Annotated in this window: 26 protein-coding genes, 1 tRNA gene and 1 other RNA gene; 15 read left to right on the top strand and 13 right to left on the bottom strand. The window is 59.2% G+C overall.

The features are described from left to right. Positions 1 to 22: 22 nt before the first annotated feature. Positions 23 to 1108 carry a dipeptide epimerase gene (locus tag DXY29_RS06115; protein ID WP_115024305.1) on the bottom strand — a complete coding sequence of 362 codons (1086 nt, stop codon included), beginning with the start codon at positions 1106 to 1108 and terminating at the stop codon, positions 23 to 25. A 74-nt stretch (positions 1109 to 1182) separates the two neighbouring features. Here DXY29_RS06115 and miaB point away from each other — a divergent pair, with 74 nt between their 5' ends. The 5 genes from miaB to ftsZ all read left to right on the top strand — a co-directional run bounded on the left by miaB (position 1183) and on the right by ftsZ (position 6175). Beyond that, a complete protein-coding gene (miaB, locus tag DXY29_RS06120) occupies positions 1183 to 2577 on the top strand; it encodes a tRNA (N6-isopentenyl adenosine(37)-C2)-methylthiotransferase MiaB (RefSeq protein WP_115023766.1) in 1395 nt (464 codons plus the stop codon). Between the two features lie 51 nt (positions 2578 to 2628). Then, positions 2629 to 3681, top strand: coding sequence for a D-alanine--D-alanine ligase family protein (locus tag DXY29_RS06125; RefSeq protein WP_115023768.1), 1053 nt, complete (start codon positions 2629 to 2631; stop codon positions 3679 to 3681). 23 nt (positions 3682 to 3704) lie between these two features. After that, a complete protein-coding gene (locus DXY29_RS06130; RefSeq protein ID WP_115023769.1) occupies positions 3705 to 4115 on the top strand; it encodes a hypothetical protein in 411 nt (136 codons plus the stop codon). Between the two features lie 50 nt (positions 4116 to 4165). Further along, positions 4166 to 4948 carry a cell division protein FtsQ/DivIB gene (locus DXY29_RS06135; protein ID WP_244279326.1) on the top strand — a complete coding sequence of 261 codons (783 nt, stop codon included), beginning with the start codon at positions 4166 to 4168 and terminating at the stop codon, positions 4946 to 4948. A gap of 117 nt (positions 4949 to 5065) precedes the next feature. Continuing rightward, on the top strand, positions 5066 to 6175 hold the full coding sequence (gene ftsZ, locus DXY29_RS06140) for a cell division protein FtsZ (protein WP_115023773.1): 1110 nt from the start codon (positions 5066 to 5068) through the stop codon (positions 6173 to 6175). Positions 6176 to 6217: 42 nt separating this feature from the next. Here the strand turns inward: ftsZ and ffs are convergent. Continuing rightward, an RNA gene (ffs, locus tag DXY29_RS06145) (signal recognition particle sRNA small type) lies at positions 6218 to 6314 on the bottom strand. 43 nt (positions 6315 to 6357) lie between these two features. Here ffs and panB point away from each other — a divergent pair. Continuing rightward, positions 6358 to 7167 (top strand): 3-methyl-2-oxobutanoate hydroxymethyltransferase, encoded by an 810-nt coding sequence (gene panB / locus DXY29_RS06150; RefSeq protein WP_115023775.1) that lies wholly within the window; start codon positions 6358 to 6360, stop codon positions 7165 to 7167. A 453-nt stretch (positions 7168 to 7620) separates the two neighbouring features. On the opposite strand, the gene DXY29_RS13025 is transcribed toward panB, so the two are convergent. After that, entirely contained in the window at positions 7621 to 7806 is a 186-nt protein-coding gene (locus DXY29_RS13025; RefSeq protein ID WP_136987734.1) for a hypothetical protein, read from the bottom strand. Between the two features lie 149 nt (positions 7807 to 7955). Between DXY29_RS13025 and DXY29_RS13465 the strand changes: the two genes are divergently transcribed. Further along, positions 7956 to 8114: a hypothetical protein gene (locus tag DXY29_RS13465; RefSeq protein WP_170952138.1), complete on the top strand. Its 159-nt coding sequence runs from the start codon at positions 7956 to 7958 to the stop codon at positions 8112 to 8114. A gap of 472 nt (positions 8115 to 8586) precedes the next feature. Here DXY29_RS13465 and hemW read toward each other — a convergent pair whose 3' ends face one another. Further along, positions 8587 to 9798, bottom strand: coding sequence for a radical SAM family heme chaperone HemW (gene hemW / locus DXY29_RS06155; protein ID WP_115023777.1), 1212 nt, complete (start codon positions 9796 to 9798; stop codon positions 8587 to 8589). 39 nt (positions 9799 to 9837) lie between these two features. Between hemW and DXY29_RS06160 the strand changes: the two genes are divergently transcribed. The 5 genes from DXY29_RS06160 (at position 9838) to cbiB (ending at position 14569) form a co-directional block, all read left to right on the top strand. Further along, positions 9838 to 10995 (top strand): PIN/TRAM domain-containing protein, encoded by a 1158-nt coding sequence (locus DXY29_RS06160; RefSeq protein WP_115023779.1) that lies wholly within the window; start codon positions 9838 to 9840, stop codon positions 10993 to 10995. A gap of 24 nt (positions 10996 to 11019) precedes the next feature. Then, positions 11020 to 11688 (top strand): ATP-dependent Clp protease proteolytic subunit, encoded by a 669-nt coding sequence (locus tag DXY29_RS06165; RefSeq protein WP_115024307.1) that lies wholly within the window; start codon positions 11020 to 11022, stop codon positions 11686 to 11688. Positions 11689 to 11769: 81 nt separating this feature from the next. Beyond that, the gene (locus tag DXY29_RS06170) at positions 11770 to 12372 is read left to right on the top strand and encodes an ATP-dependent Clp protease proteolytic subunit (protein WP_115023781.1); all 603 of its coding nucleotides are present in this window, start codon (positions 11770 to 11772) and stop codon (positions 12370 to 12372) included. Between the two features lie 62 nt (positions 12373 to 12434). Further along, positions 12435 to 13430 carry a ketol-acid reductoisomerase gene (ilvC, locus tag DXY29_RS06175; RefSeq protein WP_115023782.1) on the top strand — a complete coding sequence of 332 codons (996 nt, stop codon included), beginning with the start codon at positions 12435 to 12437 and terminating at the stop codon, positions 13428 to 13430. Between the two features lie 119 nt (positions 13431 to 13549). Beyond that, complete coding sequence (gene cbiB / locus DXY29_RS06180) at positions 13550 to 14569, top strand: adenosylcobinamide-phosphate synthase CbiB (protein ID WP_244279327.1); 1020 nt, start codon at positions 13550 to 13552, stop codon at positions 14567 to 14569. 21 nt (positions 14570 to 14590) lie between these two features. Here cbiB and DXY29_RS06185 read toward each other — a convergent pair whose 3' ends face one another. Then, positions 14591 to 15349, bottom strand: coding sequence for a sugar transferase (locus DXY29_RS06185; RefSeq protein ID WP_115023786.1), 759 nt, complete (start codon positions 15347 to 15349; stop codon positions 14591 to 14593). Positions 15350 to 15380: 31 nt separating this feature from the next. Then, positions 15381 to 16610, bottom strand: a complete 1230-nt coding sequence (locus DXY29_RS06190; RefSeq protein ID WP_115023787.1) for a glycosyltransferase — start codon at positions 16608 to 16610, stop codon at positions 15381 to 15383. An 83-nt stretch (positions 16611 to 16693) separates the two neighbouring features. Between DXY29_RS06190 and DXY29_RS06195 the strand changes: the two genes are divergently transcribed. Together DXY29_RS06195 and DXY29_RS06200 are read left to right on the top strand one after the other, a co-directional pair. Continuing rightward, entirely contained in the window at positions 16694 to 16951 is a 258-nt protein-coding gene (locus DXY29_RS06195) for a hypothetical protein (RefSeq protein ID WP_226406380.1), read from the top strand. A gap of 167 nt (positions 16952 to 17118) precedes the next feature. After that, entirely contained in the window at positions 17119 to 17667 is a 549-nt protein-coding gene (locus DXY29_RS06200; RefSeq protein ID WP_170952139.1) for a hypothetical protein, read from the top strand. Positions 17668 to 18815: 1148 nt separating this feature from the next. On the opposite strand, the gene DXY29_RS06210 is transcribed toward DXY29_RS06200, so the two are convergent. Genes DXY29_RS06210 through DXY29_RS06220 form a run of 3 tightly spaced genes read right to left on the bottom strand, consistent with a single transcriptional unit; the run spans position 18816 to position 21093 of the window. Beyond that, the gene (locus DXY29_RS06210) at positions 18816 to 19775 is read right to left on the bottom strand and encodes an endonuclease NucS domain-containing protein (RefSeq protein WP_198410535.1); all 960 of its coding nucleotides are present in this window, start codon (positions 19773 to 19775) and stop codon (positions 18816 to 18818) included. Then, positions 19742 to 20449, bottom strand: a complete 708-nt coding sequence (locus DXY29_RS06215) for a M48 family metallopeptidase (RefSeq protein WP_115023792.1) — start codon at positions 20447 to 20449, stop codon at positions 19742 to 19744. The genes DXY29_RS06210 and DXY29_RS06215 overlap by 34 nt, the downstream gene beginning before the upstream one ends. Beyond that, positions 20446 to 21093, bottom strand: a complete 648-nt coding sequence (locus DXY29_RS06220; protein WP_244279328.1) for a type I restriction enzyme endonuclease domain-containing protein — start codon at positions 21091 to 21093, stop codon at positions 20446 to 20448. The genes DXY29_RS06215 and DXY29_RS06220 overlap by 4 nt, the downstream gene beginning before the upstream one ends. Before the next feature lie 31 nt (positions 21094 to 21124). Between DXY29_RS06220 and DXY29_RS13470 the strand changes: the two genes are divergently transcribed. Continuing rightward, positions 21125 to 21289 (top strand): hypothetical protein, encoded by a 165-nt coding sequence (locus tag DXY29_RS13470; RefSeq protein WP_170952140.1) that lies wholly within the window; start codon positions 21125 to 21127, stop codon positions 21287 to 21289. Between the two features lie 62 nt (positions 21290 to 21351). Here the strand turns inward: DXY29_RS13470 and DXY29_RS06225 are convergent. The 4 genes from DXY29_RS06225 to DXY29_RS06240 all read right to left on the bottom strand — a co-directional run bounded on the left by DXY29_RS06225 (position 21352) and on the right by DXY29_RS06240 (position 25159). Further along, a tRNA-Ser gene (locus DXY29_RS06225) sits at positions 21352 to 21438 on the bottom strand. Between the two features lie 25 nt (positions 21439 to 21463). After that, entirely contained in the window at positions 21464 to 23359 is a 1896-nt protein-coding gene (locus tag DXY29_RS06230) for a ComEC/Rec2 family competence protein (RefSeq protein WP_115023793.1), read from the bottom strand. Between the two features lie 6 nt (positions 23360 to 23365). Continuing rightward, the gene (gene glyQ, locus DXY29_RS06235; RefSeq protein WP_115023795.1) at positions 23366 to 24256 is read right to left on the bottom strand and encodes a glycine--tRNA ligase subunit alpha; all 891 of its coding nucleotides are present in this window, start codon (positions 24254 to 24256) and stop codon (positions 23366 to 23368) included. Between the two features lie 228 nt (positions 24257 to 24484). After that, positions 24485 to 25159, bottom strand: a complete 675-nt coding sequence (locus DXY29_RS06240; RefSeq protein WP_115023797.1) for a hypothetical protein — start codon at positions 25157 to 25159, stop codon at positions 24485 to 24487. Between the last annotated feature and the right edge of the window lie 312 nt (positions 25160 to 25471).

Here is a 25471-nt window from a genome sequence, read left to right on the forward strand (position 1 = left end):
CGCACACCGATAGCAGTGCAGCTCAAGGCCTGACTGCCGCGGGGCGAATCCCCAAGCCAGACATCGATGAAGGGTGCAAGCGATCGTCCTGCAGATCCAGACCAGCGAATGGATCGTCAACCAAGTTGAGATGGCTGTCGAGATCGGGCCAACGAATCAGGGGCAGCAACTGGGCCGCAGCACCGTTGAGCAGTGAGCTATCGGAATAACAGCCCACCATCAGGTCCAACCCCTTCCGCTGCGCCACCTGGGCCATCAGCAGAGCCTGACTAAGCCCACCGGTCTTCAGAAGCTTGAGATTCACGCCATCCACCACCGGTGCCAGGCGCAGCAGATCCTCTAGATCCCAGCAGCTTTCATCCGCCACAAGAGGCATTGGGCAGTGCGGATGCAGTGCCGCGAAGCCCGCCGTATCGCACGCCGGATCCAGATCGGGAGCCAGGGGTTGTTCCAGCAGAACCACCTGGTGTGTTGCCAGGGGCTCCAGCATCCGCTTGGCCTGATCCACGCTCCAACCGCCGTTGGCATCCACCTGCAGTTCGATCGCTACGCCCTGCCGCTGGGTTTGGTCCGTGATGGCCTGGGCCACCGCCTCGAGCAGGCTCAGGTCATGGTCCAACCCATCGGGACTGCCCAGTTTGAGCTTCACCCGCGTTGCCGGCAGCTGCGTCCACCAGCGCGTCAGACGCTCCAGCACGGCAGTCACAGAGGCCAGTCCCAGGGTGACGCTGGTGGCGACCCCGGTCGCTCCATCGAGACCCCAGAGGCGCCACAACGGGTGGCCAAGCCGTTGCCCATGCCAGTCCCACAAGGCCAGGTCGATGGCACAACGGGCCGGCGGACTCAAGGGCGTCAGCAGGGGCTCAAACCGTTGCGGACGGTCGGGATCCAAAGCATCCAATTGCGGCAGCAACGCAAGCAGCTCCTCTTCCACCGCCTCGAGCGCAAAGGCACGATGACCGGTCTCGAATCCACCCGTCTCACCGCGACCGATCAGACCATCCCGGTCAAGCGTGAGCTCCAAGCGCACCACAGATGCTGTGGTACCCCTGCTGATCGTGAGGGGCACAGCCTTGGTGAGCGAAAACCGCCTGAGGGCCCAGCCCATCAACACCCGAGCACCAATCCCCAAACTGACACAACACCGCTGTGACTCACACTGAGAAGGCTTGAGCTCGAGTCTTGGTCGCCTCCGCCCCCCTCGCCACTAACGCCACCGCCCAGCCCCAGCGGGGCAGCTACTGGATCACCACTTTCGGCTGCCAAATGAACAAGGCGGATTCCGAACGGATGGCGGGAATCCTGGAGGCCATGGGCTACCGGGAGGCGTCGGCCGAACTGGATGCCGATCTGGTGCTCTACAACACCTGCACCATCCGGGACAACGCCGAGCAGAAGGTGTACAGCTACCTGGGCAGACAGGCCCAGAGAAAACGCAGCAACCCCAATCTCACCCTGGTGGTGGCGGGCTGTGTTGCCCAGCAGGAGGGTGAATCACTGCTGCGGCGGGTGCCGGAGCTGGATCTGGTGATGGGACCGCAGCACGCGAATCGCCTCGAGACCCTGCTGCTTCAGGTGGACAGCGGCCAGCAGGTGGTCGCCACCGAAGACCACCACATCCTTGAAGACATCACCACGGCCCGCCGGGACAGCAGCATCTGCGGCTGGGTGAACGTGATCTACGGCTGCAACGAACGCTGCACCTACTGCGTGGTGCCTTCGGTACGAGGCAAAGAACAATCGCGACTGCCCCAGGCGATCAAGCTGGAAATGGAGGGGCTCGCTGCCCAGGGCTACAGGGAGATCACCCTGCTGGGGCAAAACATCGATGCCTACGGCCGGGATCTGCCGGGCATCACCCCAGAAGGTCGCCGCCAGCACACCCTCACCGATCTGCTCCATCACGTCCACGACGTGGAGGGCATTGAACGGATCCGCTTTGCCACCAGCCATCCGCGCTATTTCACCGAGCGGCTGATCGATGCCTGTGCCGACCTGACCAAGCTCTGTGAGCACTTTCATATTCCCTTCCAGAGCGGCGACAACGACGTTCTGCAGGCCATGGCCCGGGGCTACACCGTGGAGCGCTACCGGCGGATCATCGACCGCATCCGCGAACGCATGCCCGACGCCTCCCTCAGCGCCGATGTGATCGTCGCCTTCCCCGGCGAAACCGATGCGCAATACCGCCGCACCCTCGATCTGATCGAGGAGATCGGCTTCGACCAGGTGAACACGGCGGCCTATTCACCACGGCCCAACACCCCCGCCGCCAACTGGGACAACCAGCTGCCGGAGGAGGTGAAGGTGGAACGCCTGCGCGAGATCAATGCCCTGGTTGAACGCTGCGCCCGCCAGGCCAATGCCCGCTACGAGGGCCGAACCGAAGAAGTGCTGGCGGAAGGCATCAACCCCAAGGACCCATCGCAACTCATGGGGCGAACCCGGACCAATCGCCTGACCTTCTTCAGTGCCACCGGACCGGATGGTCACGTCTATGGAGCCGGCGATCTTGTGCAAGTACGCATTGATGCCGTTCGCTCCTTTTCACTCAGCGGTAGCCCCCTGCCCCGCTGAGCTCAACGCTGATACCTTTGGCGCTCCCACTGCTCAGGGGTCGCAGCAGCCATGCCGTCCAGTCCCATCACGGTCGGGCTCGTCTTTGGAGGCCGCTCTGGAGAACACGACGTGTCAATCCGATCTGCGGCGACCGTCGTTCGCGGCCTGCGCAGCGGACGGAACACAGATCGCTATGTCGTCCAGGCGATTTATATCGACCGTGATGGGCGCTGGTGGGGAACGGATCTCGCCGAGACGACCCTGGCCTCCGAAACCGCTCCGGAGCTCACACCGCCGCTGCCTCCCTCAGGATTCCAAGGATTCCCTGAGGGTTGCGATGCGGTCGACATCTGGTATCCGGTCCTGCATGGTCCCAATGGAGAGGACGGCACCATTCAGGGGTTGTTCCAGCTGACCGGCAAACCCTTCGTGGGTGCCGGAGTTCTTGGCTCAGCAGTGAGCATGGACAAACAAGCGATGAAGTCCGCTTTCGCCAGCGCCGGGCTGTCTCAAGTGCCCTACGTGTCGCTGCTGGCTTCCGAACTCGAGGAGCCCAACAGCCGATCCGCTCTCCTGGATCGGATCGAAACAGAACTGAATTACCCCTGCTTCGTGAAGCCCGCCAATCTTGGTTCCTCTGTGGGCATCAGCAAGGTCCGTTCGCGCCAGGAACTAGAGGCTGGCCTCAACCAGGCAGCAGCGCTCGACCCAAGGCTGGTGGTGGAGCAGGGCGTCAACGCCAGGGAAGTGGAATGCGCCGTGCTGGGGGGGCGCACGCTCGAGGCGTCGGTGGTCGGCGAGGTTCGTTTTGATGCGGACTGGTACGACTACGACACGAAATACACCGCTGGGCGCAGCACCACGTTGATCCCAGCTCCCCTGCCCGATCAAGTGAGTGTCCGCATCCGTGCTCAGGCCTTGCAGGCTTGCGCTGCCGTTGGCGTCAACGGGATGGGTCGGGTGGATTTCTTCTACGACGACAGCACCGATCAGCTCTGGATCAACGAAATCAACACCCTGCCCGGCTTCACGGCGCAAAGCATGTTCCCCATGCTCTGGGCGGCCAGTGGCGTAACACTCGACCAGTTGGTTCACCAACTGATCCAAACAGCAGGAGAATGAACGCAGCGTCCTTCGCCTGACCCATGAGCCACGGACTGCTCTGGTTTCCTCTATTGCTGGCCTTTGTGCTGCTGGCCTCGCTTGGATGGCTGGAACGGCGGCGCCAAAACCTGTTTCGTGCCTGGGCCGAAGGCTCGGAACTGGCCAAGCTCGACGGATGCGGTGGTGCCCGACTGAAAGACGGGGAACTGCACTGGAGCAGCTTTGAGGCTGGCAAGTTTCAGGATCAGGGCTCGTTTGATGTCTGCCGGCTCGAGCTTGTGGAACTTATGTCACTTGCCTCCGGTGATGCCCCCCTGACGGATGAATCCCAGGGGCGCTGTCGGCTGCGACTCATCGGCAAAGGCCTGCAGATGGATGTTCCCTTCTCCGACGCCGACCGCGCTCGCAGCTGGGGTGAGCAATTAATGGCCCGGGCCCGGTGCGACCTTTGAGCCGGGTCATCAGCAAACACAAAGCATCTGAACGGCCCATCTCAGCCCAGATGGCCCGTCGCAGGGAATTGCGCCGTCAACGGCGCCTGAGCCTTTTGGTTCAGTTTTGGCGCCTCGTGGCCATGCTTGTTCTGAGCGGAGGATTCGCTTGGATCCTGCTGCGCCATGGCTGGACCCTGCCTGGCCCTGAGGCGGTGATCCTGAAGGGTGGCGCTGCCCTTGAGACGGACCAAGTCGTCGAGGCGGCCAATCTGCGCTTTCCCCAACCCCTACTGGAGGTCAGTCCCAGGACGCTTGAACAAGAGCTGATTCGTTCCCTGCCGGTGCGCAGCGCTCAGGTGGAGCGCCAGATGCTGCCCGCTCGCCTCATCGTCAACCTGAAGCCACAGATCCCAATCGCCCAGGCTGTGCGTCAGGGTCCCGCTGGGCGGGAACGAGGCTTGTTAGATGCCAAAGGGCAGTGGATGAGCCTGAATGACGCATCACCGCAGCCGCTCACAAAAATCTTGGTGCGCGGTTGGAACGAACAGCAACGCGGCTATGTCGCTGAGCTGCTGCAACAACGGGATCGCTTCGAGGGGATGCTGAAAAGCATCGTGGTGCACCCCGACGGAGACATCAGCCTTGTCACAACGAGCCTGGGCAGGATTGATCTCGGAGGCGAACCATCCCTGCTCAACACCCAGATCGAGACGATCATCCACCTCAACAACACGTTGCCGGAGCATCTACGCCAAGCCCGGAAAAGCAGTCTTGATCTCAGCGATCCCGACCGTCCGGAACTGCAGTTAGCGAATCCACCCGCCCCCCAGAACGCCAAGTCGCAACCCTGAGACCAGAGCGTTGAAAATCTGGAGACCACAACCTCAGCGCCTGGTTTGTGATCTGTTGAAGCCAGGACAGGGCTTCAGGGACATAATGCAACGCAACCAACTGGTTCAGCCTCGACGATGGAGATGGTGAGCGGCTCAGGGTCTTACACGGCAGCTGGAATCCAGCCCAGCCAATCCGCCCGCATCGAGGTCATTGGCGTTGGTGGGGGCGGCAGCAATGCTGTCAACCGCATGATCCTCAGCGATCTTGAGGGCGTTGGCTATCGCGTTCTGAACACGGATGCCCAGGCTCTGATCCAATCCCAGGCCCAGCAACGGCTACAGCTCGGGCAAACTCTGACCCGGGGACTCGGCGCCGGAGGCAACCCCACCATCGGTCAGAAGGCAGCCGAAGAATCCCGCACTGATCTGCACGACGCACTGCAGGGAGCTGATCTGGTGTTCATCGCCGCAGGTATGGGCGGTGGAACCGGAACTGGAGCCGCACCTGTGGTGGCTGAGGTAGCCCGGGAAGTCGGGGCTCTCACCGTTGGCATCGTGACCAAGCCATTCAGTTTCGAGGGCCGCCGTCGCATGCGTCAGGCCGACGAAGGAATCACTCGATTGGCCGAGCATGTGGACACCCTGATCGTGATTCCCAATGACCGGCTGCGGGAGGCCATCGGCGGAGCACCTCTTCAAGAGGCATTCCGCAGTGCAGATGATGTCCTGCGCATGGGCGTCAAAGGCATCAGTGACATCATCACGTGCCCCGGCCTGGTGAATGTTGACTTCGCGGACGTTCGCTCCGTGATGACCGAAGCAGGTACAGCACTGCTGGGCATCGGCATCGGTTCTGGCCGGTCCAGAGCCGTGGAGGCAGCCCAGGCTGCGATCGCAAGTCCACTGCTGGAAACAGAGCGCATCGATGGGGCCAAAGGCTGTGTGATCAACATCAGCGGCGGCAAGGACATGACCCTGGAGGACATGACCACCGCTTCAGAAGTCATCTACGACGTCGTTGATCCGGAGGCGAACATCATCGTGGGCGCCGTGGTGGATGAAGCGCTCGAAGGAGAGATTCACGTCACGGTGATCGCCACAGGATTCGATAACAAGCAGCCCTACCGCAGTGAGCGCAGCCGCTCCATGCCTGCCATGGCGACCCAAGCGGAACCTGAAGAGAACGGCGCCAGAATCCCTGAATTCCTGCGTCGCCGTCAGCAGCAGAACAACAGCTCCGATTGAAAGTCCTGAGGAATCTGACTCTCAATCGAGCGGTCTGAAAGTGGTGACCCGGAATCCACGCCTGCCCTGAGCATCCCGTGTGGCTGCTCCCTTCCGGTTCTGACCAGATTTGGGCGTCGGAGCCGCATGGGTCCGAGTCGGCAGAATGCTAGCAATGAGCCCCCGAGGGGTTCTGAAGCTGCATGCGTCCTTCTGATCTGACCCGCTTCAAGCAGAAGGGCCACCCCATCGCCGTGCTCACTGCATGGGACAGCCTCTCTGCGTCTCTCGCAGAAGCAGCCGGTGCCGATGTGGTGCTGATTGGCGATTCACTGGCCATGGTGGCGCTAGGCCATGCCACAACACTCCCTGTGAGCCTGGATCAGATGCTCCATCACACGCAGGCGGTGGCGCGGGGATTGACAGCCATGCCGGCCGATCAACCCCTGCTGGTCTGCGACCTCCCCTTTCTCAGCTACCAGTGCGGCGAAGACCGTGCCGTGGCGGCTGCAGGCCGACTCCTGAAGGAGTCCAGTGCTGCCGCAGTGAAGCTGGAGGGGGCGGAGCCTGAGGTCGTGACCGTGATCGACCGACTGGTGCGGATGGGCATTCCCGTGATGGGGCACCTTGGCCTCACCCCACAGGCCGTGCATCGTCTGGGCTATCGCCGTCAGGCCACGGATGCCATCAGCCAAGAGCGCCTGCTGGATCAGGCGCGAACTCTGGAACAGAAGGGCTGCTTCTCTCTGGTGCTGGAACATGTCCCGTCGGAGCTGGCGAGCAAGGTGCAACAAGCCCTGAGCATTCCCGTGATCGGCATCGGAGCCGGTGAGAGCTGCGATGGCCAGGTGCGCGTCACGGCAGACCTGCTGGGCCTAACAACAAAACAACCTCCGTTCAGTCCGGCCCTTGTGGATGGGCGCCAACTGTTCATTGAGGCGTTGAAGGGGTGGGTCAACCAGACCCGGAACCAAACTCCACCCATCACAGGAAACACCCATGACAATCAATAATTCCAATCAGAGCCTAAAAGCACTGCGCCACAACGGCTTCGACTCAACGGCTTCGACTGATGCGAAGCCTGGAGATGAGTGGCTAAGTGATTAAAAGAATCGATCCGGTTGCAAGTGAGCTACAAACGAGACATTCGTTCAGCTTCAGTACCTCTAGCCGGCTGTGGTGGTGCCGCACCGATGGTGAAATACAGGGCTGACGCCGTTGTGGACTAATTGATGCCAGCAAGAACGTCAGGGGTTTTCAGCCCAGGAAGGATCAGTCTGTGGGCTGATACTTCAGATGATCTCTTTACGGCCAGCCTTGATTTTCTGCCTGGCTGTAAGCAGGCCATAGACGAGCAACCCGAGAAGAGCGATGTTCATGCCAATGAAAAACATCATGTCCATGATCTTGTGGCAACTTGTTCCTTGATAGGCAGGACATGCAAGCCGGCCTATCCGTCAGAAGACTCATTTCAACCCCTGGATCGCCATTGACGGTTGAGGCATCCACCAGTCCCCCTGCTCAACATGAGCGCCGCCAACGATCAAGAAGTGCCGGCGACGGACGCGGAAGAAGAGGGCTGCAAGCTTGACGACGAGGTTGCTGGGATCCACGAACACCGAACCCCTTGGTACGCCCATACAAACAGCCACGACTCATGGGGCCGGTGGCAACGGTCATCCGTACCTCCGTTGCCTGCTCTCGATTTTTAAGATCCAAGGGTCTGACAGCTGAGCTGCAACCAGACAGTTGAACTATCTCTGGTTCTGAGGGGTTCCGGAGATTTTTTATTTGCTTCCCCATGGATCAAGCTGAAATCAACAATTGGATCTCCATCGCTGAGAGCATGGAAGCCAAGGGCGATACGGAGAGCTGGTTTTACCTTCGCGCTCGCGCAATTGCTGACGGGAAGGCGGATCCCATGCCCAATATTTCAGAGTTGATGAGTGATCCTTCTTGATCTGCCTGACCAGATGATGCACTGCAACGCCAGGCAAAAGATGTGCACTCGTCGAAATTTTTCTTTAGTGGAACCAACTCTCGTTGATCTCTACCTGATTACCTATCAGTGATAGGAGACTTTGATCGAGACCTGATTCGGCTGATTTAAGCGTTTGGGGAGACGCGGGCGAGGGAACCCGCGAACATTCAGCCTCCCAAGCGCTTGCAGTGGTGCTGGCGCCCAGCTCATCTTCACAGTCAACTTGAGGAGATTTGGCTAGTAATTAATGCCTAATTTGGTGCATTTGATACCCAGCGAAGGGTCGCCTGTCAGCGAAGATTGGTTCGAAGGCAGTGGTGCCTTCAATACGTCGTTTGGGGGTGGGCTGAGGGGCCTACCTCTTTTTTTATGAGCATGCTGCGTGAAGCAGCCATACAGACGTGTCTCGCCCAAGTCGCTGACACGAGTCGCAACAGCAGCCGCTTGTTGATCAGATCAATGGATATGACTGACTTGTGGCCTTAGCAGTCCTCTCCGAAACCTCTTCCCACCACAGAATCACCTCAATCAGCACCTGATTGCTGACAGCCATTCCTTCGGGGTCGGTGAGGCACCAACGCCCTGCCCGCTGCTGCAGCCACCCACGCTCAACGAACGGCTGCCAGCGACGGACCAGTGCATCTGCATCAAAGCCATGCAGCGTCACCCCTTCCCGGCGCCGCAGTCCCACCAACAATTGGTCATCCAGTGGAAGACCAACCTCGGCGACGGTTTCCTCAGGACGGCTGTCGAGCCATGCCGCGTAGGCAGCCCGTGTGCGTGGTCGCGCCAAGCGCTCCCCCCAGGGCGCTGATGTCGCTCCCATTCCAAATCCCCACCAACCGGCACCGCTCCAATACACCCGGTTGTGACGTGAGGCATGGCCAGGCCGGGCATGGTTGGAAATCTCGTAACGGCTGAGGCCTGCAGCAGCCAGCCGATGCGTGGTTAGGTCCATCAGCGCAACGGCGAGGTCGTCATCCGGAAGTTTCAGCGCACCAAGCGTGCGTTGGCGATCAAACACGGTGCCCGGTTCCACCGAAAGGTCGTAGATCGAGAGATGGGGGGCCTGACTGGCAATGGCCTGATCCAACTGCTCCTCCCACGCGGCCATGGTCTGACCCGGCAGGTTCTGAATGAGGTCGAGACTCCAGGACTGGAGGACTCCGTCGCGCCGGGCCTGCACCAGCCAGTCGATCGACGCCTGAAGGTCGTGCTGCCGATGCCGCCGCCCCAGCTGTTCGAGCACCGAGTCGTCAAAGCTCTGCCCTCCCAAGCTGATGCGATTCACCCCGAGGGAGAGAACCGCAGACAGCTGCGCGCAGTCAAAGGTGGCCGGATCCATTTCCAGGGTGATTTCCGCACCGGGCTGAAGCCCGAACTTTTCCGCCAAGGCGTCGAGCAGTGCAGCGATCTGATCCGGACACAAGAGCGATGGCGTCCCGCCACCGATGTAGACCGTGGACAGGGGCGGACCGACTGGTGCAGCAGCGATTTCGCGATGCAGAAGGCTTAGGTACTCGCGGATGGAGCGACTGCCAGGCCCCTGGTCGGCACGGGCTTGATCCCCCAAGGGAACAACCGCGAAATCGCAGTAGTAACAGCGCCGGTGGCAGAAGGGAATGTGGAGATAAGCGCTGCGGGGAGGGATGGGATAGGGCATGCTTCTGGCATCCGGATTGAGCTGCCACGACCTGAACCCATGGTGGATCCGCTCATCCTTCTTCTGTTTGTGGTCTCCGGTGCAGCCGCCGGATGGATGGGAGTTCATCTGCTTCCAGACGGACTGGTCACCGAAACCACTGATGCCGAACGGCTCCGGCTGATTCTCAGCGGGTCGGGAGGCGGCATCGGAGTCATTGCCGGCTTGGTGTTTCAAAGGCTCCGAGTGCGCTTGATGCAGCAAGTGCGCACCATGCCCACCGATCTTTTGGTGAGCCGGGCTGTCGGCCTGATCCTCGGGCTGCTGGTCGCCAATCTGCTGCTGTTGCCCGTTCTACTGCTTCCGTTCTCCGGGGGAATTGCCCTGCTCAAACCGCTGCTGGCAGTGGTGAGCAATGTCTTTTTCGGGATTCTGGGAAGCAACCTGGCTGAGGTGCATGGCCGCACGCTGCTGCGCCTGTTCAATCCCGCCAGCACGGAAGCCCTGCTGGTGGCCGATGGGGTGCTCACCCCAGCCACGGCCAAGATCCTCGATACCAGCGTGATCATCGATGGTCGGATCCGCGGAATGCTTGCGTGCGGCTTGCTGGAAGGACAGGTGATCGTCGCTGAATCAGTCATCGATGAAATGCAGCAACTGTCGGATTCCACCAATGTTGAGAAGCGGGCCAAAGGCCGGCGTGGATTGAAGTTGCTGAAAGATCTACGGGAGACCTACGGGCGACGGCTTGTGATCAACAGCACCCGTTACGACGGGAAGGGAACGGACGACCGTCTGCTGCAGCTGGCCTCTGACACGGGCGGAACCCTGGTAACCGCGGACTTCAACCTGGCGCAGGTCGCCCAGGTGAAAGAACTGAAGGTGATGAATCTGAGTGAGCTGGTGATCGCGTTGCGGCCTGAGGTGCAACCCGGCGATGAACTCAAACTCAAGATCGTGCGTGAGGGCAAGGAGGAGAGCCAGGGCGTCGGCTATCTCGACGACGGAACGATGGTGGTGGTCAACGATGCAAAATCGCTGATCGGCCAACGCAAGCCTGTGGTGGTGACCGGTGCCCTGCAAACGCCAACGGGTCGGATGGTGTTCGCCCGTCTGGACTCCAAAGATGCAACAACCGACACCAAGACTTCAACCAAATCGAAAAGTCAGGGAAAACCGGCCAAAACCAGCCACCGCAAGCCCGCTGACCCCGGCTAGGCTCGCCTCACCGCGATGGTGGAGATGACAACTTCGGCCCCGTACTACGGCGACAGCGCCGTGATGCGCACACCACCTCCCGACCTTCCGTCCCTCCTACTCAAGGAGCGGATCGTGTACTTGGGCTTGCCCTTGTTTTCTGACGACGATGCCAAGCGTCAGATGGGAATCGATGTCACTGAGCTGATCATTGCTCAGCTGCTCTTTCTGGAATTCGACAACCCAGAAAAGCCGATTTACTTCTATATCAACTCCACGGGAACCAGCTGGTACTCAGGAGAAGCGATCGGCTTTGAGACCGAAGCCTTCGCCATCTGCGACACCCTCCGCTACGTCAAACCCCCGGTGCACACCATCTGCATCGGTCAAGCCATGGGTACGGCAGCGGTGATCCTTTCAGCAGGAACAAAAGGCCAACGGGCTGCTCTGCCCCACTCCTCCATTGTTCTGCACCAGCCCCGCAGCGGTGCCCGCGGCCAAGCCACGGACATCCAGATCCGGGCCAAGGAAGTGCTGCACAACAAGCAAGCCATGCTTGAAATCCTTTCCACCAACACCGGGAGATCCGTGGAGGAGCTGAGTAAGGACTCCGACCGGATGAGCTACCTGACACCCCAACAAGCCGTCGAGTACGGACTCATCGACCGCGTGCTCAGCAGCCGCAAAGAACTGCCCGGCAATACCTCCGTCTAACCAGCGGCGTCTGACCAGCTGCGTCTGACCAGCGGCATCTGATCCGCCCCACTTGCACTTCTCTTTTCAACGTCCTGAACCATGCCGATCGGTACTCCCAGCGTTCCTTACCGCCTCCCAGGCAGCCAGATGGAGCGCTGGGTCGACATCTACACCCGTCTTGGGGTGGAGCGGATCCTCTTCCTTGGCTCTGAAGTCAATGACGGCATCGCCAACAGCCTCGTGGCCCAGATGCTTTATCTCGACTCGGAAGACAGCAGCAAGCCGATTTACCTGTACATCAACTCCCCCGGCGGCTCCGTCACAGCTGGACTAGCGATCTACGACACCATTCAGTACGTCAAGAGCGAAGTCGTCACCATCTGCGTCGGCCTCGCCGCATCCATGGGTGCCTTCCTCCTGGCGGCCGGAACGAAAGGCAAACGTGTCGCTTTGCCCCACAGCAGGATCATGATTCACCAGCCCCTTGGCGGCACCAGCCGGCGCCAGGCCAGTGACATTGAAATCGAGGCACGAGAGATCCTGCGGATGAAGGAGATGCTCAACCAATCCTTGGCTGACATGAGTGGGCAGAGCTTCGAAAAGATTGAGAAGGACACCGACAGGGACTACTTCCTCAGCGCCGAGGAAGCCAAGGAGTACGGGCTCATCGACCGCGTGATCTCACATCCCAACGAAGCCTGATCTGAACGGGGCAGGCCGCTGCGTAAGCTCGTCCACTGCACTGTTGCGCAAGCCCGCCCCGGATGGCCCAGCTTTTCTACGACTCCGACGCCGATCTCGGTCTGCTGAACGGCAAGACCGTGGCCATCATTGGTTATGGCTCCCAGGGTCATGCCCACGCCCTGAACTTGAAGGACTCAGGGGTCGATGTGGTCGTGGGCCTCTATGACGGCAGCCGGTCGGCCGAGAAAGCCAAAGCCGATGGACTTGAGGTTCTGAGCGTGGCCGATGCCTCTGCCAAGGCCGACTGGATCATGGTCTTGCTGCCTGACGAGTTCCAGAAGGACGTCTACGAGAAAGAAATCGCACCCCACCTCAATGCAGGCAAGGTGCTCAGCTTCGCTCACGGCTTCAACATCCGCTTCGAGCTGATCAAACCCCCTGCCGATGTGGACGTGGTGATGATTGCCCCGAAGGGCCCTGGCCACACCGTGCGCTGGGAATATCAGAACGGTCAGGGTGTTCCTGCCCTGTTCGCGATCGAACAAGACGCGTCCGGTAACGCACGGGGCCTGGCCATGGCCTACGCCAAAGGCATCGGCGGCACCCGTGCCGGCATCCTGGAAACCAACTTCAAGGAGGAGACCGAAACAGATTTGTTCGGTGAGCAGGCTGTGCTCTGCGGCGGTCTGTCCGAGCTGGTCAAGGCAGGCTTCGAAACCCTCGTGGAAGCTGGATACCAGCCCGAACTGGCTTACTTCGAGTGCATGCACGAGGTGAAGCTGATCGTGGATCTGATGGTGAAGGGAGGACTGACCTCCATGCGCGATTCGATCTCCAACACCGCGGAATACGGCGACTACGTCAGCGGCCCCCGGCTGATCACCGCCGACACCAAAGCCGAGATGAAACGCGTTCTGGCTGACATCCAGGACGGCACCTTCGCCAAGAACTTCGTGGCCGAGTGCGAAGCCGGCAAGCCCGAAATGAAAAAGGTGCGCGACCGTGATGCACAGCATCCGATTGAGAAGGTGGGCAAGGGACTCCGCTCGATGTTCAGCTGGTTGAAGGACGCCTGATTCAGCGCGAACACTGAACGCCCGGTGGGATCTCACTCCAGCACTCACCACACCCCCCGCTCTGCTGCCTTTTCGGTAGTGAGCGGGGATTTTTGTTGGCTCCTGAGCGGTCCCCGCCAATGAACTCAGGAGCGATGGGAAGCCTGCTGATCCTCGGGGCAGCCCTCTTGGATCAGCTGATCGGTGACCCGAGCCGGATGCTCCATCCCGTGGTGGTGATGGGCTGGTGGATCCGGCAGCTGCGGTGCAGGGTCGAGCAATGGGCTGGGGAGCATCCCATCAAGCTGCGCTTCGGGGGTGGACTGATCACCTTGATCCTGGTGCCTGGCAGCGCCCTTGCGGGCTGGAGCGTGGAGCGCCTGCTCTGGCTTCCCTCCCCATGGCAGTGGCTTGGCATCGCAGTTGTGACCCTGAGCCTTGCCAGCGCCCTGGCGGCCCGCAGCCTGACGGACAGCGTGCTGGCGGTACTGAACGCCCTTCCGCCATCGGCAGATGGCAACCTCGAACCGGCACGCCAGAAGCTGGGCTGGATCGTTGGACGAGACGTGCAGAACTTGGATCAAGCTGGGCTGCTCCGAGCTGCAGCCGAAACAGCCTCAGAAAACGCTGTAGATGGCGTGTTCGCACCGTTGTTCTGGATGGGCATCGGTGCGTTGCTCTGGATGGGCATGCCCTCAGGCCCAGGACCACTTGCTCTGGCCTGGGCCTTCAAGGCCAGCAGCACGCTCGATTCCATGCTCGGCTATCGCACGGGTCGCCTGCGCTGGCTGGGAACGGCGGGTGCACGCCTGGATGATCTGCTCACCTGGCTGCCCTGCCGTCTGGTCATGCTGACGTTGCCCCTCGTCTGTCCTCCATGGACGCGCTGGGCGCAACGGGTGCAGTTAGCGGAACGGGATGGAGCGGCAGACCCATCACCGAATGCAGGTCGCTCAGAAGCGATTTACGCCCACTGCATCGGGATCCAACTTGGCGGGGAAAACCGTTATGGAGAGCGCCGGGTTCTGAAACCGGTGCTTGGGGCTGGCCAGCCAACGGCCAACGTGCACCTCGTCAGATGTGTGCTCAACGCATCAGGGCGTCTTGAGACCCTCTGGCTGAGTGCTTTTGTGATCAGCCAGCTGGTGATCAGTCTCTAAACACCTTTCAGCAGGAATCAATCAATAAGCGCCCCGATCCATCGGCAGAAGCAACACACCAAACGTGCGCAGGATGATGGCGAGATCGAGGCTGAACGAACGACCACGCGCGTAGGCCAGATCGAGCTTGACGCGTTTCTTGTAGCTCAGATTGTTACGACCGCTCACTTGCCACAGCCCCGTCAAGCCTGGACGAACTGAAGCAACTTCATCCATGTATGGGCCATAACGGCTGAGTTCCTGATCAACGATGGGGCGAGGGCCGACCACACTCATCTCACCGCACAGGACATTCAAAAACTGCGGCAGCTCATCGAGACTCGATCGGCGAAGGAAACGACCCAAGGGAGTAATCCGGGGATCACGCTTCAGCTTGAAGTCACGCTCAAACTCAGCCCGCAGAGATGGATCCGCCTCCAGAACGCGGGCCAAAACAGCATCGGCATCGGCGCGCATGGTGCGGAACTTGATGCAGCCGAAACGTTTGTAACCCCGGCCCACCCGACGCTGGGTGTAGAACACCGGGCCGGGCGAACTGAGCTTGACCAAGCCAGCCAGGAGCAGCAGCACTGGGGAGCCCAGGCCGAGAACGGCCAGAGAAAAAACGATGTCTCCAGTGCGCTTGAACACTCGGCCCCACCGGTTCTGATGGCGAATCAGAGCGACAGCCGGCAGAGCCGAGGGGGGAGCTGAGATCAGCGCAAGATGGGGCTTGTACTTGCCGCGGCGCGCAGGACGTCCTGCTGTCTGAAGCAAAGAGGGCCGAGAGGCCGAGGTCAAAGGCTCAACCTGGGACTCACCACACTCAACGTCACAGGCGGAGTCCTGGCATCTCCGCGGGGTCACTCGCTGCAACGTCACAGCCGCGGCGATGGGCCTGCCAGGCCGCTTGCAGAGCAGATTCAAAGCGTGCGGCGAATGCTTCGGGCCTAAAGCGCTCGGCCCACTGACGGATGGCTTCCGAATCGAAGGAACGCCAGATCCGGCCTTGCTCAAACCACTCCACAGCCTGAACAAGCGACTCGACGGTCTGCTCGGGGAAGAGCACCCCTGTGGGCTCCCTCACCCCGGCCGCTGCACAACGCACCGTGTCCAACAAACCACCACGCCCCAAGCCGATCACCGGAGCGCCAGCGGCCATCGCTTCAACAGGAGCAATGCCGAAATCCTCAAGCCCGGCATAAACAAACCCGCGACATCGGGACATGAGCTCCTCCACCTGTGGCCCGGACTGGCGGCCCAGCAAGGTGACGGTTGGCCCTGCCAGGGCCTCCAGCCGAGCACGCTCCGGCCCGTCCCCGACCACAAGGAGCGGCAGTCCCAACCGGTTAAAGGCTTCCACCACCAAATCCACCCGCTTGTAAGGGACCAAACGGCACAAGCAGAGGTAAACATCGTCCCGAGCTGCATCCCAGCGAAAACGATTCACCTCCACGGGTGGATGGATCACGCTGGCCTCCCGCCCCCAATACTTGCGAATTCGGCGTGCTGTGAAACGGGAATTGGCAATCAGGTGATCCACACGCTGAGCACTGAGTTGATCCCACTGGCGCAGGGCATGCAGCTGCCAGCGAATCAAGGGCCCGAGGCCGCGCCGCGCCAGCGCCGAGCGCTGCAGATAAGCGTGCATCTGATCCCAGGCGTAACGAACCGGTGTATGCACATAACTGATGTGCAACTGCTCCGGCCCGGTCAGCACACCTTTGGCCACCAGGTGGCTGCTGCTGATCACCAGCTCAGCTGCGCCGAGATCGATCTGTTCCACAGCAAAAGGCAACAGAGGCAGGTACTGCTGCACATGGCTACGCCCCCAAGGCAGGCCTTGAATCGGGCTAGTCAAGACGGATCGGCCCTGCAACCAACTGCCAGACCGGCAGGATTCGGCATCAATTAGGGCGGCCAGCTGTGGCTCGCAGCCGCGGCTTTGCAGCAGGGAATCGATCGTCTCAACAACACGTTCAGCTCCGCCGACCGAGCGTGGTGAGAACCACTCGTGAACCAGAGCGATCCGCTGCGGGAATTGGTCCGAAGCCGAGGGCATCCAGCCGGAATGATGCGAACGATACGAAGTCTCTCAGCTGATTGCAGGACCCTGCCGAGGTCACGATGCTGGTCCACATGTCCATGTCCAGCACGAACCTCACCATCAACATCCTCCTGGAAGAGGCGTTGAACGAACCGGACATCGGCACGACGAGCCGGTTCCGTTGGCATGCAACGGCAGTGGGGATCGCTGCGCTCTGCATTGACAGTGCTCCACCATCAACACCCCCCTTTGAGGATGCACTTAAAGAGGGGCTCAATGTGGGCCTCGATCTCAGCCGAGAGGAACGAGAGTTCCATCAAGTGGAACAGGGATTGGTGCTCTTGTTCCACTCCTAGGAAGATCAACTGGAGCCATCTCGAGGCGTTGCAGCGAAGCAACGCCAAAGTCACCGGAAGTCTTCAGAAGGAAAAGACGGCCTCCGACATGCAGAATTGCAGCCGGCGAGAAGGCATAGGACGCCATGAGACTTAAGACCAATGGGCGGCGCGCTCGCCACGTGATCGTGATCGCAGGTGCATCGGGCTCCGGCAAAACGCAGTTGATCCGAAAGATGAGCCAGCCGCCACATGATCCATTCACCTTGAAGGTGCTGAAACACCTGGACTGCGATCCAAATCAACGCCTGAAACGTTCGACCGTTGAACGCATGCAGCGGCTGATGAATCCAGCCAATTTCAAGAAACAAAAAACACGAAAGCTGAAATACTGCTTACTGCTTCATATCGACCTGACCAGCATTAACCACCACAGCAACTTGAAGCTTTTGCGACAGATTTCAACGCGCGCCAAACGCCTCGACATCATTACTCTCTACACCTCACCCAAAGAATGGCGCCAGCGCATCTTTGATCGCCTCCACACCGACAATGAACCATCCATGCGAGCAGCATTGATAGCCCTTTCAGGGAAACTAAGCAGCAATTTATCTAATTTCTTGTATCACAGGGAATACAAGAAGTGGCTTAAAGTGATTCAAGGCTACAACATCCAGACGAACTGCATTGCCAATACATTTGAGCAATCGCTTTTAAAATCTATACCGCCTTCTTGAAAAATGTTTTTCAAGACCAGAAGCGATTCACAAATTTCCCAACTGCTCTACGCCAACCAATAAAAAACGGAGAGGGTGTTCGTAGATTTAGGGATCAGATAGGACTCCTTGGAACCGTTAAGGACGTTTTACTGAAATCGTCTGCCGTTTCCACCAACACTTCCACCAACACATCTGGTGGGAACACCTGGAACCTCAAAAAAAGACCCCCGAGGTGCCCACACCTCAGAGGTCCCGTCCTCTCGTTCTGACGCCCCATCACCTTCCTCCTGGTCTCTGGCGATGAGGAGTGGGAGAACCGTCAGAAGTGGTGGTGAGGACCGTTCATGGTTCGGTCGTCCGTAAGCAATAAAAAAGGCGGCAGGGAATGCCGCCACGAAGGGGACGTATGCGTCGAAGGTGCTGGACTCGCCAGCAGCACCACCCTCCTCAAACCAACAGGGGTGGCGTGGGCGCCGTTTACGAACTGCCAAAAAAAAGGAGGGTCCCTAATCCCTCCCCGTACGACGCATCGTCCCCTCACCGAAGGGAACGAGTCGAAGATGACGGAAGAAATACCTACGAGTCGTCGCCATCACGACAAAACGTCGCTGGTGTGAGGCAACCAAGAAAAAGGAGGGTTCCCTAGTCCCTCCCTCGATGACGCATTCACCCCTTCCGAAGAAGGTTGAGCGGATGATCGCCACGCCACGGACCTGGTGCCATCCGTAGAAGCGCGCATTTGAAAGGGGGGTGCGGGACCCCCCTAAAGGTCGTTGAGACCTGGTTACTGCTTCAGCGGTCTCTGACCTCATTCCCGTTCTAAGGCGCTTCAGAGAACCAGGACATGAGCGGAACTACTCCTCAAGGGCACAAAAAAAGGAGCGGTATCCCTATCGCTCCTTCGGAAACTGAAAGTGCCGCTGGTGGCAACCAAGGAGGAAGCGCCTCCTTCAATGACGCCAAATCTGATGTCCACAACTGGAGCACTGCCAAGCAGGGTCGTCACCGCTGAGGACACACCCGCCCACAACGACCTTGCCTGCCTCCAAATCCTTCTCCAGTTGCGGAGTGAAAACAGGCATCCCCCAAAGGATCTTCGCCACAGGTGCGTGACTGCACTTGGGGCACTTGGAGGGTTTGCGATCTCGTCTATCCACCCTTGAGCGTTAAGAGGCAGGGATCAGGTTGAACTTGACCTCGTAGCGGTAGAACTCGATGCCCTGGGCGATCTGAAGTGCTCTTCTGATCCGCTTGTCATCGTCCAAAGCGATGATCACGCCCCGAACCCGCTGGTGGTCCTCAGCGATCTCCTCCAGGACGTACCCCATGTACCTCTGGATCTGTCCGAACACCGCATCGCTGGCACGTCCCCTCTTCAGTTCGACGACAAGCAACTCCTGCTTGTCCTTGCTGATGGCGAGCAAATCGATTGGACCCGTATCCGTTGGGAACTGCTGCCCGCCTGACTCTTCCGTTTCGTAGAGGTCATGCGTTCTTCCAAGAGGAGTGCTGGACCAGTTGGCGACCAAGAAGTCCTCAAGGTGCTTCTCCAGAGCAAAGACCGTGGCGTCCTCAACGGTTGGGTCCTGACTAACGAGTGCCTGGGTCTTCGCCTCACCCTTGATCAGTTGCTCTAATTCCTCCCTGTATTTGGAGACATTGCTGACCGTTCCGATGGACCCCGCAGAGTTCCTCAGCGATTCGCTCAGATCGGAACGATCAACAAGTTCCTCATGCCAGGCGACAGGACGCTGATGTGGTTGCTCGTTGCCAGCGACATAGCGGTAGTCACCTGTCACTTCACCAACGAAATAACGCCCCTGCCCGTTTGGGGACAGCACGATGTCGCCAACCTGAATCCCCTTTGAGATGGTCCACAGGAATCCACAGGCAAGACCTGCAGATCCTTTGCTCTTCTCTGGGAACACCTCCTGGTAAATCGGTCTGATCTGCTGGGTGAACTGCCTTTGCTCACCACCCAAAAAAATTGTCAGGTCCTGGTCAATGCCGAAGTGAGCACCGATAAAACCCTGCTGACGGCAGACCTCGGCATACATGCTCCCCCTTCCCAACATCACTCGGAAGTAGTCCTTCAAAGCAGTGACCTCCCCGAGATCTTCAACCAATCCCTGTGATCAGCGTATGCAGGGTCAAACCGCCCTACCAACGCCCAGAAGTCCTTGGAGTGATTGGGATGGACCAGGTGGCACAACTCATGGACCACCACATAGTCAGCAATGGCATGAGGTGCCTTGATGATGTTCCAGTTGAAGAGCAACTGACCTCGGGAATCACATGATCCCCAACGGGACTTGAGGTTGCGAACACTGATCCCTGAAGGCGACACGCCGATCTGCTCGGCATAGCGATTCGTCTTATCCGTGAGTCGCTCTAGTGCTCTGGTCTTGTACCAAGAGTCCAGATACTGCTGGATTCGCTGCTGGCGTTGCTCTCCCTGCTCAGTGGGGCGGATCGTTGCTTGGAGGTATCCCCCAGAAAGGCAGACCCCAACTTGATGCCCGTCCTGCACCTTCAAGCGGTAGTTGCGACCCAGGTACGGGAATGACTCGCCACTGACCAATTCCTTGGTCTTCTGGGGTGGCATTCGCTTGAGTTCAGCGACCTTGCTGACGATCCAAGGGCGCTTCTGCTGAAGGATTGCTGCCACCCGCTCGTCGCCAAGATCCTGAGGGACACGCACCTGGAGGTCGCTGCCAACGATGTGGAGAGCAGCAGTTCGCCTTAAAGAACGAACCACCTCAACCTTCAGACCCAGCACCTCCTCGGGGATAGCGGTCATTGGAATCTGACCTTGGCGAGGTCCATGAAGCGATCAGTCACCTCAGCAATGAGTTCCTTGGTTCCAAAAGAGCGATCAAGGATGGACCGCTTGATCTGACGCTTGATGGTTTTCATCTCATCGTCCTTCTGGAAGAACCCAACGATCTGCGTTGCTTCCTGGAACTCTGCGACCAGTTCCTTGGTCAGATCTAGGACCTGCTGGTGGGTCTCTTCGTCCATCGCTCCATCGCCCACTGCCTCTGTGACCTCCTTCATCAGCACCCGATAAAAGGCACCCTCCTCATCTGAGAGACCAAGGTCAGCGTCCTGCTGGGTCTTCTCCTTCTCCATGCCGTCACGGAACAGCAGAAGTTGCTGAACCAACTCTTCCCAGCGGTTCTCACACTTCTGGATGATCTCCTGCAAGCGCAGTGAGAGGGACTGATAGTACTCAGGGTCCTCGTCCAACTTGACCTTGATGTGCGCCTTGATGGCGTTCTCCACCTCTGACGCCTTCGCTCTGTCATTCGTCTGAGCAGCGAGGACCTGCTCAAACTCCACATCAAAGAGTTTGGTGGGAGGGACACGGGGATCAACTCCCGTGGCACGGACATGCTCCTCAATCAGGTCTCGGACCTTTTCACCGCACCCAACGATGTCCAACTGCTCGTCCCGATAGCGGTTGCGGCATCCGATGACGACCTTGCCCAGTGACTTGAGGTCAGCAAGGAAGGGATTAGCAGCAGCAGTGATGGAGATGCGTCAGAGGGGTGATGGATACGGAACCATTGCTTCCGCCATGGGGATGACTGACTCAATGGTTCGGCGGATCCTTCAGCAGCAGCAGCAACAGCAATGAACGACCAGGAGGAGGAGAACCTGTGCCGTTCCATCTACGACGCGATCAGGACTATTTAGATACGGAGAGGGTGGGATTCGAACCCACGAGGGTGTTACCCCTACACGATTTCGAGTCGTGCGCGATCAACCGGACTCTGCCACCTCTCCACACGTCCGAAGACGTGTAGGAACTTTAGAGGCCAATGAACCGCGAGCCAGCCCAATGCTGCAGAAGCCAACGGCGCTGCGGTGCAGAAGGCTTGAAGCCAAGCCATGTTCCAGTGAAAACCTGCGGGGAACCTGAACGCTGTTGCCCCTGCTGAGTCCACAACGCCTGAGGCCTAGGCAGCAACTGCCAGCGCTGCCATCCCGCCCGCAACACCAGTGATCCCGTGCGGTGCTGCGGGCGGTGCACCGACAAGCCATCACTCCGCAGCATCTTGCCTTTGGCAATTGGAGGGCGGCCCTGCTGAGGGGCCTCGACGTGGTGTGCCAGCGCTTGCCAACAGGGGAGCACATCCGTGGCCACGGGATCCAACAACATCACCCAATCCAGGCGGGAGTGACCATGCACCGTGGCGATCCGTTGGGCCATTCGGCAACTCCGATCATCGCCATGGGTGCTCACCAAAGCAGCACGCCCACGATGACGAGCCAGCAACCAGTGGCGACCAAAATGCTCGACCGCCAGGAGGCCATCGGAGAGCTGCAACAAGCCGTGGGCCAGCAAGGCAGTTGCCATTGGGAGCAGGGCCCAGCGCCGGCTCCAAGCACTTGCCCTCAGCAGCCAGGGCAACAAGCCCACAACCAGCAGCGCAACAACCCACCCCTGGGGGCGCCCAGTGAGCAGTTGGGCTCCAGGCCATTGACTGATCCAAATCGAGATGGCCATCACCAGCCCCGCCATCTGCTGCACCGGCCACAGCAGCAGGGGCAGAACGGACGGAGGCAACACCAACGCCAACAGCGCCGACAACATGGCCAGCAATGTCAGAGGTGCCAGCAGCGGAGCAACCAGAAGATTGGCGAGTAAGGCGTAAAGCGGCATCGCACCAAAGTGCAGCAACTGCAGGGGCAGCGTCCAGAGAAGAGCCGCGATGGGGATGGAGAGCGCCGCGGCAACGCCGCGACAGCAATCAGGCAGGCAACCTTGAACAGCCTGCTCCAGGCGTGGAGCCGTAAGGATCAATCCAGCGGTTGCTGCTGCACTGAGTTGAAAGCCGATCGACAGGGCCCAGCCAGGCCGAAACAGCAGCATCCCGCTGAGTGTCAGCAGAAGCACGCCGAGCGGACGGCTGTGATGGCCTGACTCACGAATCAGCAATGCGATCGCAGCCATCAGCACCGCCCGCACCACTGATGGCTGGGCCCCGGCAAGACAGACAAACAGCAGCAGCGAAAGACCAGCCAGAGGGAGCCTCAGGCAAGGGGCCCAATGGCGGGCCAGCATCAGCACACTGCCCAGCAGCACTGACAAGTGAAAACCCGATGCAGCGAGCGCATGGGACAAGCCGGCAACGCGGAACGCCTGTCGCACGTCTTCGGGGAGCTGCACCTGGGCGCTGCCTAGAACCAGGGCGGACAGGAAGGCGCCCCGCCGCGGCCCTACGGCCTTCTGAAGCCGCTGGGCAACATCACGCCGCAGATCAACCAAAGGTGTCGGTGGACGCCGCAGAACCTCGATGCTGTCGAGCCTGAGTCGAGTCCAACTGCCTTGGCGGGCCAGACGCTCCGCCGATCCCGGCAACAATGGGTGCGCACCAGGCATCGGACGCCGCAGAACCCCAGTTGCTTGGACGCGCCAGCCCTGGAGCAGCGTTGAAGCGCAGTTAGGGAGCTGCAACTCAGTGCGCCCCATGGCCCGGTGGCCCTCAACCCGATCCACCTCCAGCAGGACAGAACACCCTGAGGGGAAACGCCGCACGTCGGCGACCAATCGACCACTGATCACCACCGCTACTGACGGCGTCTGAATCAGGCGCGATGGATCAGATCGACTCGGCGTCGGCGCTCCCCACAGCAATCCTCGAAGCACAAGGAGTACCAGTAGGCAGAGGGCAACGCCATCAACGGAAAGACGTCGACTCAGACACCATTACGCCGCTGTCTCGAGAGTTCCCCCCTCCAGCAACGGAAAGCCCAAGGCCTCCCGTTCCGCCAGCCAGCCCTCGGCCACCTTACGGGCCAGGTTGCGGATACGACCGATGGTGGCCGTGCGTTCGGTCACGGAAATCACGCCACGGGCTTCCAGCAGGTTGAAGGTGTGGCTGCACTTCAGAACGAAATCCAGGGCCGGCGCAGGCAGTTTCTGCTCGATCAAATCAGAGGCTTCAGCCTCATAGATGGCAAACAACTGCTTAAGCCGCTCAGGATTGGCGGCCTCGAAGTTGAAATGGCACTGGCCCTTTTCAAACGGCAACCAGATCTCGCCATAGCTGCGCTTGCCGTTCCAGCTCAGATCCCAGATGCTTTCAACGTCCTGGAGGTACATGGCCAGCCGTTCCAGGCCGTAGGTGATCTCAATGGAAACCGGCTTGCAGTCAATGCCTCCGCATTGCTGGAAATAGGTGAACTGGGTGACCTCCATGCCATCGAGCCAGACTTCCCAGCCCACTCCCCAGGCCCCGAGAGTGGGGGATTCCCAGTTGTCTTCGACGAAACGGATGTCGTGATCAGCGGCCTTGATGCCCAGAGCCTCGAGCGAAGCCAAATAGGTCTCCTGAATGCCATCGGGAGACGGCTTAATCAGCACCTGGTACTGGAAGTAGTGCTGAGCCCGATTGGGGTTATCGCCATAGCGACCATCGGTGGGGCGGCGGCAGGGTTCGGGATAGGCCACGGCCCAGGGTTCGGGGCCTATGGCACGAAGCACCGTGTGGGGACTCATGGTGCCGGCACCCTTTTCCGTGTCGTAGGGCTGCAGCAGCAGACACCCCTGGTCCGCCCAGAACCGGTTAAGCGTGCTGATGATGTCCTGGAAGTGCATATGTCGGTCTGTTCTAGTAGTGAAGGGGGTTCTGGGAGATGCGAGTCGTTGATAACTCGTTGATAACCGAGGCAAAACCCCAGTAATTCCGTGGTCTGTTGATAAACGAGTTGATAACCCGCTGACCAACCCCCTCATTTTCCCAAATGAAGGAGTTATCAACGCCGTACCACCCCTAAACATGACGACATCTCTGGAGCAGAAACCCAGAGACACCCAGGAGGACCCTCAATCGCCCTTGTCCCTGGGCGGGGGGCATCCGTGCTTCTGGATCCAGTTGAGTTCCTTCTGGCGCTGCCGCTGCTGCCTGTAGAACTCGCGACGATCCTCAAAGGCAGGCGGTTTATCAACGCTGCTGAACGCCCAGGACTTGTACGCCCTCATCAGATCGGGATCTGGGTTCTTGCAGTTCTGGTCCTTCCCAGTGCATCCATGCCTTAATCGGTCCCACTGGTAGTGCTCTGCGAGTGCAGAACCCTCGTTATCCACCAGGTACTGATGGAGGGTCTTGCTCTCACCACAGCGAAGGCACTTGAAGCGATACCCGTCGGGGTTAGTGGTCCAGAAGAACGAGGAGGTCTGCTTATTGCGCTTGGATGCCCCTGATGGATAGCGATGACTGCAGTACGGACACATCTTGCTCTTGAAAACCTTCAGTCCTCTCGCAGTGATGGTGCATTGGGGTCTCGGATGCAGACTCTCAATAATCTGTTCATCCAAAGAACGGATATAAGGACGCTTCTGATGGTCATCCAAAAAATCTTTTTTGTAGTAGTTGGGGATATTCATTTGTGTTGATTTGTTAATAGTGTGGAGAAAGTGGGGAGTAAGTGTATAAATAACTCTGGCAAGTTTCAGTGATTGAGTTCTAGAGTCCTTAAGGTCCTTAAGTTCACTGTTCAAGGAAACTGGAGAACTAGATCCTCAAGACCACTGTTCAAGAGAAACTCAAATTCCAACAACCATTAAGTTCACTGCTCAAAAGAAGAACAGAAACAAATAAAATGACTCCTCAAGAGTCCTGAATCAAGTCATACAAGGCAATCTGACCTAAATACACTTAAGAAGAGCAGGGATACTAATGAGCAACATCATCCAGAAAGCACCGAAGAAGAAGCACATCAGTTACTCCTCCAGAGAGGAATACATCACTGACCTTGAAGAGATGCTCATGCAGAAGTACAGAGTTGGATACTCTGCTCTGCACAAGCGTCT

Origin of the sequence: Synechococcus sp. UW69 (assembly GCF_900474185.1) — a bacterium.
Taxonomy (GTDB): Bacteria; Cyanobacteriota; Cyanobacteriia; order PCC-6307; family Cyanobiaceae; genus Parasynechococcus.

Coding starts and splice junctions, on each gene's coding strand:
- DXY29_RS06115 (WP_115024305.1), bottom strand. CDS start 1,108: ATGGGCTGGGCCCTCAGGCGGTTTTCGCTCACCAAGGCTGTGCCCCTC.
- DXY29_RS06125 (WP_115023768.1), top strand. CDS start 2,629: ATGCCGTCCAGTCCCATCACGGTCGGGCTCGTCTTTGGAGGCCGCTCT.
- DXY29_RS06130 (WP_115023769.1), top strand. CDS start 3,705: ATGAGCCACGGACTGCTCTGGTTTCCTCTATTGCTGGCCTTTGTGCTG.
- DXY29_RS06135 (WP_244279326.1), top strand. CDS start 4,166: ATGGCCCGTCGCAGGGAATTGCGCCGTCAACGGCGCCTGAGCCTTTTG.
- ftsZ (WP_115023773.1), top strand. CDS start 5,066: ATGGAGATGGTGAGCGGCTCAGGGTCTTACACGGCAGCTGGAATCCAG.
- panB (WP_115023775.1), top strand. CDS start 6,358: ATGCGTCCTTCTGATCTGACCCGCTTCAAGCAGAAGGGCCACCCCATC.
- DXY29_RS13465 (WP_170952138.1), top strand. CDS start 7,956: ATGGATCAAGCTGAAATCAACAATTGGATCTCCATCGCTGAGAGCATG.
- hemW (WP_115023777.1), bottom strand. CDS start 9,798: ATGCCCTATCCCATCCCTCCCCGCAGCGCTTATCTCCACATTCCCTTC.
- DXY29_RS06160 (WP_115023779.1), top strand. CDS start 9,838: ATGGTGGATCCGCTCATCCTTCTTCTGTTTGTGGTCTCCGGTGCAGCC.
- DXY29_RS06165 (WP_115024307.1), top strand. CDS start 11,020: ATGACAACTTCGGCCCCGTACTACGGCGACAGCGCCGTGATGCGCACA.
- DXY29_RS06170 (WP_115023781.1), top strand. CDS start 11,770: ATGCCGATCGGTACTCCCAGCGTTCCTTACCGCCTCCCAGGCAGCCAG.
- ilvC (WP_115023782.1), top strand. CDS start 12,435: ATGGCCCAGCTTTTCTACGACTCCGACGCCGATCTCGGTCTGCTGAAC.
- cbiB (WP_244279327.1), top strand. CDS start 13,550: ATGAACTCAGGAGCGATGGGAAGCCTGCTGATCCTCGGGGCAGCCCTC.
- DXY29_RS06190 (WP_115023787.1), bottom strand. CDS start 16,610: ATGCCCTCGGCTTCGGACCAATTCCCGCAGCGGATCGCTCTGGTTCAC.
- DXY29_RS06195 (WP_226406380.1), top strand. CDS start 16,694: ATGTCCAGCACGAACCTCACCATCAACATCCTCCTGGAAGAGGCGTTG.
- DXY29_RS06215 (WP_115023792.1), bottom strand. CDS start 20,449: ATGACCGCTATCCCCGAGGAGGTGCTGGGTCTGAAGGTTGAGGTGGTT.
- DXY29_RS13470 (WP_170952140.1), top strand. CDS start 21,125: ATGACGACCTTGCCCAGTGACTTGAGGTCAGCAAGGAAGGGATTAGCA.
- glyQ (WP_115023795.1), bottom strand. CDS start 24,256: ATGCACTTCCAGGACATCATCAGCACGCTTAACCGGTTCTGGGCGGAC.